The sequence below is a fragment of the Sporosarcina limicola genome, from assembly GCF_014873855.1.
GTDB lineage: Bacteria > Bacillota > Bacilli > Bacillales_A > Planococcaceae > Sporosarcina > Sporosarcina limicola.
Window position 1 is genome coordinate 36,156 of record NZ_JADBEL010000027.1, and the last position, 12,382, is coordinate 48,537.

Annotated in this window: 9 protein-coding genes; 1 reads left to right on the forward strand and 8 read right to left on the reverse strand. The window is 42.0% G+C overall.

Features of this window, described 5'->3' with window-relative positions; translation table 11 throughout:
- Positions 1 to 20: 20 nt before the first annotated feature.
- The 5 genes from hutH to H4683_RS17515 all read right to left on the reverse strand — a co-directional run bounded on the left by hutH (position 21) and on the right by H4683_RS17515 (position 6,465).
- Complete coding sequence (gene hutH / locus H4683_RS17495) at positions 21 to 1,499, reverse strand: histidine ammonia-lyase (protein WP_192600118.1); 1,479 nt, start codon at positions 1,497 to 1,499, stop codon at positions 21 to 23.
- A gap of 28 nt (positions 1,500 to 1,527) precedes the next feature.
- Positions 1,528 to 2,787 (reverse strand): imidazolonepropionase, encoded by a 1,260-nt coding sequence (gene hutI / locus H4683_RS17500; protein ID WP_192600119.1) that lies wholly within the window; start codon positions 2,785 to 2,787, stop codon positions 1,528 to 1,530.
- Positions 2,784 to 4,460: a urocanate hydratase gene (gene hutU / locus H4683_RS17505; RefSeq protein ID WP_192600120.1), complete on the reverse strand. Its 1,677-nt coding sequence runs from the start codon at positions 4,458 to 4,460 to the stop codon at positions 2,784 to 2,786. The genes hutI and hutU overlap by 4 nt, the downstream gene beginning before the upstream one ends.
- Before the next feature lie 162 nt (positions 4,461 to 4,622).
- Positions 4,623 to 5,951, reverse strand: a complete 1,329-nt coding sequence (locus H4683_RS17510; RefSeq protein WP_192600121.1) for a DUF5643 domain-containing protein — start codon at positions 5,949 to 5,951, stop codon at positions 4,623 to 4,625.
- Positions 5,944 to 6,465: a sigma-70 family RNA polymerase sigma factor gene (locus tag H4683_RS17515; RefSeq protein ID WP_225942187.1), complete on the reverse strand. Its 522-nt coding sequence runs from the start codon at positions 6,463 to 6,465 to the stop codon at positions 5,944 to 5,946. The genes H4683_RS17510 and H4683_RS17515 overlap by 8 nt, the downstream gene beginning before the upstream one ends.
- A gap of 250 nt (positions 6,466 to 6,715) precedes the next feature.
- On the opposite strand from H4683_RS17515, the gene H4683_RS22230 reads away from it, so the two are divergent.
- A complete protein-coding gene (locus H4683_RS22230) occupies positions 6,716 to 7,597 on the forward strand; it encodes a mediator complex subunit 15 domain-containing protein (protein WP_338062494.1) in 882 nt (293 codons plus the stop codon).
- A gap of 343 nt (positions 7,598 to 7,940) precedes the next feature.
- Here the strand turns inward: H4683_RS22230 and galU are convergent, their stop codons facing one another.
- The 3 genes from galU to H4683_RS17535 all read right to left on the reverse strand — a co-directional run bounded on the left by galU (position 7,941) and on the right by H4683_RS17535 (position 11,677).
- Positions 7,941 to 8,831, reverse strand: coding sequence for a UTP--glucose-1-phosphate uridylyltransferase GalU (gene galU / locus H4683_RS17525; protein ID WP_192600122.1), 891 nt, complete (start codon positions 8,829 to 8,831; stop codon positions 7,941 to 7,943).
- A 19-nt stretch (positions 8,832 to 8,850) separates the two neighbouring features.
- Positions 8,851 to 9,978, reverse strand: a complete 1,128-nt coding sequence (locus tag H4683_RS17530) for a glycosyltransferase family 4 protein (RefSeq protein WP_225942189.1) — start codon at positions 9,976 to 9,978, stop codon at positions 8,851 to 8,853.
- Between the two features lie 193 nt (positions 9,979 to 10,171).
- On the reverse strand, positions 10,172 to 11,677 hold the full coding sequence (locus H4683_RS17535) for a lipopolysaccharide biosynthesis protein (RefSeq protein ID WP_192600123.1): 1,506 nt from the start codon (positions 11,675 to 11,677) through the stop codon (positions 10,172 to 10,174).
- Positions 11,678 to 12,382 lie beyond the last annotated feature (705 nt).

The following is a 12,382-nucleotide window of genomic DNA, read 5'->3' on the forward strand; positions in this document are numbered from 1 at the left end:
GGCTTCAGCTTTTTCCAATATCATCCCAATAAATACCGAGCAATACCTTCGATATCCGGTGTGAAAATACGGTCTTCGTCAATTGGACGAACAACTTCACGCAGTTCATCGTACTTAACCCGCGTTTTCGGCGCCATGCCCTCTACTCCACGAATCGTACAACCTGTCATCGCACAGAGTGCTTCGATTGCGAGGACGTTGCGCGCGTTTTTGATGATTGCATGTGCATGCCTTGCGCCAATCGTTCCCATCGATACATGGTCTTCCTGGTTGCCGGATGACGGAATAGAATCGACGGATGCTGGGTGTGCTAAGGTTTTATTCTCAGAGACAAGACTTGCCGCCGAATATTGTAAAATCATTGCACCTGACTGCAATCCGGGTTCTGGACTGAGAAATGGTGGTAATCCTTCGTTCAGTTGTGGATTAACGAGTCGTTCGATGCGTCGCTCGGAAATGTTGGCCAATTCTGCCACTCCGATTTTCAAGAAATCCATCGCGAATGCAATCGGTTGACCGTGGAAGTTTCCACCTGATACAACCGTGTCGCCATCGTCAAAAATGAGTGGGTTATCTGTTGCGGCATTCATCTCAATTTCAAGTTTCTCTTTCACATAGCCAAGCACTTGCCAGCTTGCACCATGCACTTGCGGGATGCAACGGATTGAATAGGCGTCTTGGACACGCTTTTCCCCCTGTACGGTTGTATAATTACTGCCATCCAACCAGTCTAGCATTCTTACCGCCACATCAATTTGTTCCGGATAACCACGTGCTTCATGGATTGCGGGATGGAATGCGTCCGTGATGCTATACAATGCTTCCATCGTCATTGCCGCAATCCATTCACTATCAAAAGCGAGTGACTCCGCCTCTAAATAATTGACGACACCTTGTGCAGTCATTGCTTGGGTACCGTTAATGAGCGCAAGCCCTTCTTTCGCTTCAAGCACAATAGGTTCCATTCCATGCTCTTTCCAAATATCCGCCGCCGGAATATGCTTGCCATCCTGCCAAACAAATCCTTCACCGAGCAACACGAGTGCGAGATGCGATAAAGGCGCAAGATCTCCTGACGCTCCAAGGGATCCCTGTTGCGGAATGACCGGGTGGATTCGGTTGTTCACCATGTAGGCAAACCGTTCAAGTACTTCAACTCGAATTCCCGAGAATCCTTTCAATAATGCATTCAACCGTAGTACAACCATTGCCCTTGAAACTGATTCTGGAAATGGTTCCCCGACGCCACATGAATGGGATCGAATAAGATGTAATTGTAATGCTTTCGTATCTTTTTCATCGATTTTCACATCGCTAAACTTACCGAAACCAGTATTAATGCCGTAAACCGTTCGATCTTCTCGTACAATTCTTTCTACTGCTGCACGACTTTTCTTGACACGTTCCAATGCTTCTTTGTCCAATGAAATAGCGGACCCTTTATATAGAATTTCCTTTATCATTTCAAGTGTAAGAGACGAACCTGTTAAATTGATCATGACACCCATCCTTTATTCACAAAATTGCTTATCCGACGACTTTGACACCCTTTTTCCAGACGGATTTCACATGATTTACACCAAACAAATATTGCAGTTCCTGGTAGTTAGAGATTTCCCAAAGGACGACATCCCCTTGTTTTCCTGGTTCGAGTGAGCCAGTTTTTTCCTCCATATGAATGGCACACGCCGCATTATACGTTGCTGCAGTTAGTGCTTCCGCTGGCGTCAAGCGCATCAAGATGCATGCAAGGTTCATGACAAGCGGCATTGATGTTGTCGGTGATGAACCCGGATTGCAATCTGTCGAAATTGCGACAGGTACACCCGCATCAATCATTTTCCGACCTTGCGCTGCTTGTTCTCTAAGGAATAAAGCGGTTGCAGGAAGTAAACACGCAATCGTTCCAGCGGCAGCCATTGCTTCGATTCCTTCATCAGATGCCTTCAGTAAATGCTCTGCCGAAATCGCACCGATTTTTGCAGCCAGTTCAGCCCCTTGATAGGGTTCGATTTCATCTGCATGGATTTTAGGAATCAAGCCATATTTTTTCCCTGCTTCCAAAATCCGTTCAGACTGTTCGGGAGTAAACACACCCACTTCACAGAACACATCGTTGAAGACTGCAAGTTTTTCATTGGCAACAGCCGGAAGCATTTCATTGATGATGAGATTGACATAGTCTTCTTCACGACCTTTATAGTCGGTCGGAACTGCATGTGCACCCATGAATGTGGGAACTAAGTCAATCGGATGCTCCTCTTGTAATCGTTTCATGACGCGGAGCTGTTTCAGTTCTGTCTCAACATCTAGACCATAACCACTTTTCCCTTCGACTGTCGTAACACCATGTTTCAGAAAGGAATTGAGGCGCTTTTTCGCTTGTTCGACGAGTTGGTCTTCCGTCGCTTCACGCGTCATTCGGGTTGTTGCGTGAATGCCGCCGCCCGCATTCATGATTTCCATATAGGTCGCGCCTTCAAGACGCATTTCAAATTCACGCTCACGGCTTCCACCATAAGCGACATGCGTATGCGGATCGACTAGTCCGGGTGTGACAAGATAGCCTGCCGCATCCGTAATTTCGGCTTCGTGCACTCGATCTTTGAACTGTTTTTCGATTTCAGCTGTCGTTCCAACAGCTTGGATGATCCCATTTTCAATCCATACACTACCGTCTTCAATGATTGCTAAATCGCTCATTGCTTCTTTAATGCGCGGTCCTTTGTTGCCATGCGCCATCGTGATAAGTTGCGTCGCATGTTTGATCCAAACAATTGTTTTCATTCCATATTCGCCTCTTTTGCCATCATCGGGATGTTGACGCCTTTTTCGCGTGCCGTCTTCTCCGCAATTTCATACCCTGCGTCGACATGACGAACAATGCCCATTCCCGGATCTGTCGTTAGTACGCGCTCAATACGCGCTTCCGCTTCTTTCGTCCCGTCTGCAACGATAACCATTCCTGCATGGATGGAGTAACCCATTCCAACTCCGCCACCGTGGTGAACAGAAACCCAAGTTGCCCCGCCGACTGCATTGATCATCGCGTTTAGAATCGGCCAATCCGCTACCGCATCAGAACCGTCTTTCATTGCTTCTGTTTCGCGGTTTGGCGAAGCAACGGAACCTGAATCGAGGTGATCACGACCGATAACGATCGGCGCTTTTAATTCACCTGAAGCGACCATATCATTGATGATTTTTCCGAACCGTGCACGTTCTCCGTAGCCCAGCCAACAAATACGTGACGGCAAACCTTGGAATTGGATTTTCTCCTGCGCCATCCGAATCCAGTTGCATAAATGCGTGTTATAGCTGAATTCACGTAAAATGACTTCATCCGTCTTGTAAATATCTTCAGGGTCTCCCGACAATGCTACCCAACGGAAAGGCCCTTTTCCTTCACAAAACTGCGGACGAATATAAGCCGGAACAAATCCAGGGAAATCAAATGCGCGAGTGACGCCTTCGTCTTTCGCCACTTGCCGAATGTTGTTACCATAATCGAATGTAATCGCACCTTTATCCATCATGTCAATCATTGCTTCAACGTGTTTTGCCATCGATGCTTTTGATCGTTTTACATAGTCAGTTGGATTTTCTGCACGAAGTTTTGCTGCCTCTTCCAATGACATCCCCGACGGAATATACCCATTCAATGGATCATGCGCCGATGTCTGATCTGTGAGGACATCTGGAATGAATCCGCGTGCGATCATTTCTGGTAACACGTCAGCCGCATTGCCAATCAGTCCGATTGACAGGGCTTCCCCTTTTGCTTTTGCTTCTTCCGCAAGACGAATTGCCTCATCAAGCGAATCGGTTTTCACATCTGTGTAGCGTGTCTCAATTCGACGGTCGATACGCGTTTCATCGACCTCGATACCGATGCAGACGCCGCCCGTCATTGTCACTGCTAACGGTTGCGCGCCACCCATTCCGCCAAGCCCTGCTGTCAACGTAATTGTACCTTTTAGCGACTCATCAAAATGTTGCTTCGCAAGTTCTGCAAACGTTTCATAAGTTCCTTGCACGATTCCTTGTGAGCCGATGTAAATCCAGCTTCCCGCCGTCATTTGACCGTACATCATGAGACCTTTTTTATCGAGCTCATGAAACGTCTCCCAGTTGGCATAGGCTGGAACAAGATTCGAGTTCGCAATCAGTACTTTCGGTGCGTCTGTATGTGATTTGAAAATAGCGACCGGTTTTCCCGATTGTACTAGTAATGTTTCATCATTTTCAAGTTCTTTCAACGAGCGAACAATCGCGTCAAACGACTCCCAATTACGTGCCGCTTTTCCGATTCCACCATAGACAACCAATTCATCTGGATGCTCCGCCACTTCTGCGTCCAAATTATTCATGAGCATACGAAGTGCCGCTTCTTGCTGCCACCCCTTCGTATTCAGTTCCGTTCCCCGGTACCGGATAACGCGTTCAGATGCTTTTCCCAAAATGAACCCCTCCTTAGTAATCTACAGTTATCGTACACGATGTAAGCGCTTTTTTGTCAATAATTCCGAAAACTTGTTCCGTGCTAATAAGGTACTGTTTTAGCGGAGTGAAGCATTAAAAAAGTTCCACGGCATTTTACAATACCGCAGAACTTTTAACAGTTATTTAATTTTAATCTTGACGTCTCCTTCAATCCATTGTGGATATCCGTATAAAGGTAGTTTAATCGGATTTACAAAGGATTCATACGGAAAACTTGCAGTAATTTCAACAGTTTCATCTTCACTACGTGAAAAACCACCACTTGTAAAATTAATTTCTTTTCCTTCAGCATCAATAAAGGAATTGAATGGTCCTGTATGGTACCCTTTTTCAGCCTTTAAGAGGAATTCAAAATATCCTTTTTTCATTTGTAAAACTGAATACCTTTGATCTGCCGGTTGCTCCAAGATAACTCTCTTATCCGTATCAATTAATAAATGCGCCTCAACTTTATCAAGCGCCATCAGCTTGTTAAATACAAGACTTAAACCATCAACTTGTTCAAAATAGTTACTTTCTAAATGATAGATAACTTCATCATCATCTAAACTACCGCTGGATGCTATTCCGTTCGTAATGATTGCCCATGTTTCGCCTTTATCGTCTACTAAACGTAAATCCTCAAATCTGAAAATTTTCTTTGTATTCGCCGGATCTAAACCGATATGGACATTGACCTTTATCGGAGAGATCTCAATTTGTTTAATTGTGATGTTTTGACCTTCTATCGACACAGTTTCATTGATCGGATATCGGATCGTCGGCATTTTTTCTTTCGCAAGTGTAAAAGGAATTTCATAATCGATTGACCGCTTATCAGCTTGTAATGTGACTTTTAATACAAATTCATTTACAGTGACACCTTTTTCAAATTTCAAATTCGTTCTTGCTGTTTGTTCGATATTATTTCCTTTACTGGTAAAATCAGAACCAGGTATTGTTGATGTATCTCTTGCCACTCTATTCCCTTCACCATCCAACACATCTAGAGAAGCTAACCGAAAGCGTTCTTCTCCTTCGGTATTTGCAATACTGTAGAAAATCGTCATTTCCTGCTCATCTGCAATTGCTCCAAGAAGCGTGAATGTTACCCCATCGATTTCTGACGAATTATTCAGTTCTTGGTAATATTCATTCGCAACCACACTCGAGATACCTTTATCGTCCTGGATTAAATCTACAATCTTTTCCATACCGGGTAACGACGCAATCATACTTGCAAAAGCAGGGGAGACGCGAATGGATGTAACGAAAGTAAGCAACAGAATTGCAGCTACTACAACAGACCAAACACTACGTTTATAATACCTGCGCTTGTTCTTTGATTGCACATTTTTCGCACGTCCGAATCCATCTTTAATCGCTTGTTCTAGCCGTATATCCGGTACTTCCTTCTTTTCAATTTCATCTTTCCACTTCTCCAACTTTTCTTCCTCATCTCTAAACACGGCGGACCTCCCCTTTCTCATCGAAATATGAACGGAGTGACTTGAGCGCTTTGTAAAGTCTCGTTTTTACTGTACTTTCTGGTGTGGCTGTCATGTCGGCAATATCCTTAATTTTAACATCGTGTAAATATTTCAAATGGACCAGCTCGCGTTGAGCCTCCGTCAGTTGTGCGAGTGCTTCTTCGACTTCCAGATAGGTATAATTTTCACTGATTCCGTGTTGTGATAGAGCTTCTTTATTGAATGTGAACTGTTTCTGTTTATGCAAAACGTCACGACAGTAATTCATCATAATTCGGATAAGCCATGTTTTTGCGTACTCAGGTTTTCGTAATGAATGAATTTTTTCATATGCTCGAAAAGTAACTTCCTGAACCGCTTCAAGCGCATCTTCTTCATTTTTCAAGTAAGCAAGCGCTGTTCTGAATAAAGCATCTTTAGTTGCGTACATCAACAACAGAAAAGCATCATCATCTCCAGCAATCGCTTTCACTGCCAATTCTAAATCGGTCAAAACCCCACCTCCATCCCTCTTATACATTAGACCTGTATGTACGAAAAAAGTTTGAATAAATAAAAGCGCAGGGCGCCGCCCAGACGCGACAGGCATAAGATGGTTTGACAAAGCGACGTCCTTTACCGCAAAGCTGAAACAACCCATAACCCGAGCGACTGGCGCCCGAAGCCTGGATAGTGATTAAAATCCGCGCCCTTTGTTCTATTGTTGCATAGGATAGGAAGAATCGCTTGGAAGGAGTGAACGGATGGTAAATATGCAACCGGGTAATAACGGAGAGCAACAATGGTACCCCCAATTACCTGAAGGATTTGAAAAACAACAGGCACAAAGAATGGCGGAACATGAAACCGCTGGATGGTCACCAGGAATGGATATGCAAGGCTATGGAATGCAAGAACAAAATATGACCGACTTCGCACCACAAGGATTTCAGCAGGAGGCTATGGGGCAACAACAGGGGCCTATGGGATTCCAACAGGGACCTATGGTGTTCCAACAGGAGGGTATGGGATTCCAACAAGAGCCTATGGGACAACAACAGGAGCCTATGGGATTCCAACAAGGGCCTATGGGACAACAGCAGGAGGCTATGGGATTCCAACAGGGGCCTATGGGACAACAACAGGAGGCTATGGGATTCCAACAGGGGCCTATGGGACAACAACAGGAGGCTATGGGATTCCAACAGGGGCCTATGGGATTCCAACAGGGGCCTATGATGCCAAACTTTGGACCGCCACCAGGATTTCCGCCTGGGCAAGGGATGCCTGATTTCGGACCACCGCCTGGGAATCAACAGTGGCAATCCGATCCTGGCATGCCATGGTTCGGTCCTCCAGGGACGCAGGGACAACAGGGGCAGCAAGGACCACAAGGACCACCGCCGAACTTCTCACCTCCCTATCCCGCTGGTGGCGCCCAGTTATTAAGGGTAGATCCCGGTGCAATCAGCGGATGCTTACACCGCTTTACGTACGTCTGGTTATCAAGAAGGCAAGGGTTCTGGTTTTTCCCAACATTCGTCGGAAGAACATCCGTCGCTGGATACAGATGGCGTAGCAGACAGAGAAGATGGGAATATTTTGGCATCGACTTGAACCGAATCGACTCATTCTCCTGCTTTTAAATGAAGTCTAAGAATGGAATCAGTCGATGGACGGCTTAATTGGTCGCTTCGCTAGTGGAATCAGTCGCTCAATTTCTTTATTGGTCGCTTCGCTAGCGGAATCAGTCGCTCAATTTCTTAATTGGTCGCTTCGCTAGCAGAATCAGTCGCTCAATTTCTTTATTGGTCGCTTCGCTAGTGGAATCAGTCGCTCAATCGCTTAATTGGTCGCTTCGCTAGTGGAATCAGTCGCTTGATCTCTTGAATTTTTTATCAAAAAATAAAAAACTCCCTCTATCGAATTTAGTTTTAGTAACTAAATTGATAGAGGGGGTGTTTTTTATGAATTTCATTTAAACGTTTTTTATCTCAAGATACCCTCATATTCTTGTTGTTCAAGAAAGTTCTTCATTATCTCAACCACTTCTACTTTCAACTTCGGTCTATCAAGAGCAAATGCTAACGTCGTTTCAATAAAACCCAATAGCTCACCGACGTCATACCTCTTTCCTTCAATTTGATAAGCATATACATTCTGAATAAGATTCAGCCTTTGAATCGCATCAGTAAGTTGGATTTCTCCCCCTGTTCCAATGCGCTTCTCACCGAGAAAAGGAAATATCTCTGGAGTTAAAATATACCGTCCAACAATCGCCAAGTTCGAAGGTGCATGTTCTTTAGACGGCTTTTCAATAAGATCTCTTATTTGAATCAAATCTGATTTTTGCGGCATGAAATCAATCACACCATATCTATGAATCGTGTCAGCATCGACTTGTTGCACACCTATAACACTCGAACCGATTTCTTCATATTGCTCGATTAATTGTTTCATAGCAGGGATTTCCCCTCTAATAATATCATCTCCAAGCATGACACCAAAAGGCTCTGTCCCTATGAATTTTCGTGCACACCAAATTGCATGTCCTAACCCCAGTGGCTCTTTCTGCCGAATATAATGAATATCTACTGATGCCGGTTCCAACACCTTTTCAAGAAGTTCGAACTTCTCCTTTGCAATTAGATTTGCTTCAAGTTCAAAGGCATTGTCAAAATGATCCTCTATGGCCCGTTTCCCTTTTCCCGTAACAATGATAATATCCTCTATTCCTGCTAAAATTGCCTCTTCAACGATATATTGAATGGTCGGTTTATCAACAATTGGAAGCATTTCTTTCGGCATCGCTTTTGTTGCAGGCAAAAAACGGGTCCCTAAACCTGCAGCTGGAATGATGACTTTTTTAACTTTTGCCAATAGAAGGGATTCCCCTTTCTTACGTCAAATAACGAGAGTAAATAGTATCCATTTCATGTAAGACATTTTTCAAACTGTAATCTTGAATTTTCCGCTGTCCTTGTTTACCAAAATCAATTCTCATTTGTTCATTTCCTAGCAACTTTATAAAGCTTTTCACAAGATTTTCATTATCATTAAGCTCGACTGTCATTCCGCTTTTACCATGCTCGACCAAGTCTGTAGAACCACGGACATTAGACGTAATAATCGTTTTACCACAAGCCATTGCTTCCATTAGACATCTCGGAAGTCCCTCATGTTTAGATAAAAGCGTTACAATATCCGAAGATGCAATGAGCTTAGGTACATCTCCCCTAAAACCTAGCACATGCACATTTTTTAATCCTTGCTGTTCAATAATAGTATTAATCTTATTCTCGGCCTTCCCGTTTCCAGCAAAAACTACATGGACATTGGGATATTTTTCAATGATTGCCTTCCAATTCTGTAATAAAAACTCGTGATTTTTCCGGGCACTTAGCTCAGCGATACAGCTTATTATAAGCGTATCCTTATCTAAATCTAGCTCCTGACGAATGTCCACCTCTTCACTTACTGCATTTGTTTTGAACTCAGATAAATCTACCCCAACTCCGTGTACTTTAAATACATTTTCATTCTCTTGATAGCCTAACTTTTTAGCTAATTGAAAATCTTCTTTGTTCATAACAACTAGTCCATCTGTCCACTTAACAGCGATTTTTTCAGCCGTATAATAAAATAACCAGTTCTTCACAGGAGCCCCCGCAAAAAAATGAAAACCGTGAGCCGTGTATAGTATTTTTCCCTGTTTTTTCTTGGAAGCTACATACCTTGTAATAAAAGCAGCAATAGGCGTATGGACATGAATTAAATCAAAATAAATATTTTCAAATAACCAATTAAGTTCTTTGATTGTTGATCTATTTTTACTTGAGAAAGGCGTCTTATCGAATTCTATATCGTGACAAATAATTCCTAGTTCAATAAGTTCATCTTTCCGCCCCATAGAATTACTGCCAATTGCATGTACTTCAAATCCTTTTTCTTGAAATAATGCCATGAACGGTTTATGGAAGGAAGAGAGGTGGTGATAAACGGTCGCAGCAAATAGGATTTTTTTCAACTTTTCCCCTCCACTACTAATTTTCGAACTGCATTTACTAACCTAGTGCTTTCGTTATTTCGATTGGCAACTTCGAGCCACATTGGCTAATCACCGAATAAATATCTGTTACCATACCCATCTACCCCTTGTACAACTTCTTGTTAATCAGAACTGTATGAGCGGAGATGAAATCGCCTCGAAATCCCATCACTTAGTCTATTCGATTTACCATACTTTTAGTATTATTTAGTGCAGATTTTATTTTCATCACTAATGCCCATATCATTCGATAGACTGTATTCAACTCTTGCACCCTTGCTAATTTACAAGCTGATATATATATGACAACCCCAATGCTCACTTGACAAAACAACTCCACATAAGGGTTACTAGGCAAAACTTCTCCAACCATATATACCACAATGCCCATAGAGATCGAGATTAAATAGATAGGCAAAAGATCCATCAATTGCTCTTTTCCCGTATAGGCTATTTCTCTTGCCGAAAAATATGCGTTTATACATAAATTTATATACGTACTTAATACCGCCGCTCCAATTAAACCGATAATCCCTAACTCAAACCATAATGATAGGACTATAAGTATGGTTAAAATTGTTTTTGATATTATTTCTATTAATAAAAATAAATCTGATCTCCCTTTTACTTTAAGAATGTCTAGGTTTATTGCATTAATTGGATATAACATTCCTGCTACACAGAGAAGTTGAAAATAGATAACGGATGGTATCCATTTCTCACCAAGAAGTAAAGTGAATAGTGGATTTGCAACTGCTATTAACCCTGTCGTTATAGGAAAGGTTATAAAAGCAGTTGTCTTCATAATTTTTCTAAATCCAGACTTCAGCCATTTCTGATCTTCCCGAATGCTACTAAGAACTGGATAAGTCACACGTTGAACCGAAATAAGTATTGCCAAAGAAGCATTATCCCTTAATTTAGAAGCATTTGAATAAAACCCGAGTTGAGTTACGGAATAAGACTTCCCGATTATTACAAAAAATAAATTATTATAAAAAGTATCGATAAGCCCTGATAATAGTAGCTTGTATCCAAACCTAAAGAACTTTTTGAAGGACTGTCTGTTAAATGTTTTCTTGGGTAACCATTTATTGAAGAACCACAGCAATGTCGTTTGAATAAATTGCATTGATAATATATTAATAACAAGACTCCATACACCGAACCCCAGTAATGCAAAGACAATCGTTATACTTCCTGAAATAATGGCAGCTATAATACCTGTTTTAGTTATTGTCTTGAAGTCAATGCTCTTTATCAGCATCACTCTTTGAATTAATCCTAAAGAATTGATGATTAGCACCAAGGAAAGTACCCTTATTATTTTTATCAACTGTGGCTCTCCAAAGAAAGTACTAATTACATTGGAAGATATAAATAATATCCCATATATCACTAAAGCAATAAATAAGTTAAAGTAAAAGATGGTAGAGTAGTCCTCTTGACTCGTATTTTGATCCCGAATCAATGCCTGAGAAAAACCACTGTCTACTATCGAATTCGAAATGGCGATTAGTATAATAATCATCCCAATAATCCCAAAGTGTTCAGGTAACAATAACCTCGCAAGGATAATCTGAATAATAAATTGTATGCCGTGATTTGCCATTAAGTCAGCTAAACTCCAAAACAAACCTGTCATCGTTTTATCTTTTAATGAGTCCACATGCTGCATCAGCTCTCTCCTACTCTTAAACCTTGAAGCGAGGTTCTTATAACGCACAGAAAGTACTAATGCCTACGTTGCCGAGGCTAGCAGAAACCAAATTATGCAGACATTGCGGATACGAAGTTGTGCATTTAGACTGCCTTCTTCTATCGTGGCTACCTTAGTTGTCTTGCCTGTTTGTTATGGATAAAAATCACAGTTAATTATTCTGGTATTTTCAAACTCTTGAACTAAAAGCCCTTTATCTACTATATAAGTTGAACGAAAGATCAACGGCCCATTTATACTTGAATAGTTGAAACATACGCGTCAAACAAGCATATGTAGAATCAATAAAAGGGTAAAACTTAAATTCAACTCCCTCTATAAATGTTGATGTATCAACGGTTCAGACCGATGTAAGGGTGTCAAAAAAATATTTTTCAACACGATGATTAACAGTACTTTTTAAATGTGTAAGTTTTTAACAGTTTATAGGTACGCTACGCGGTCACTGCTGGATAATACTGGTTGCAGTGATGTTTCATTATACGATGCACTATGGATCTCCGCGCTACTTATGATGACGTACCCTCCCATGTCTCTTGGCGTCTGATGCACCTACATTCCTTCGTTTGGTCTAGTCATAAGGCGGAGGCTGGCGAAGCTTATATAGGGACTCAAGGGTCGAATATTGAAAATTATGCCGGCTTCTCCGTGTCATCCAGTTGT

Coding starts and splice junctions, on each gene's coding strand:
- hutH (WP_192600118.1), bottom strand. CDS start 1,499: ATGATCAATTTAACAGGTTCGTCTCTTACACTTGAAATGATAAAGGAA.
- hutI (WP_192600119.1), bottom strand. CDS start 2,787: ATGAAAACAATTGTTTGGATCAAACATGCGACGCAACTTATCACGATG.
- H4683_RS22230 (WP_338062494.1), top strand. CDS start 6,716: ATGGTAAATATGCAACCGGGTAATAACGGAGAGCAACAATGGTACCCC.
- H4683_RS17535 (WP_192600123.1), bottom strand. CDS start 11,677: ATGCAGCATGTGGACTCATTAAAAGATAAAACGATGACAGGTTTGTTT.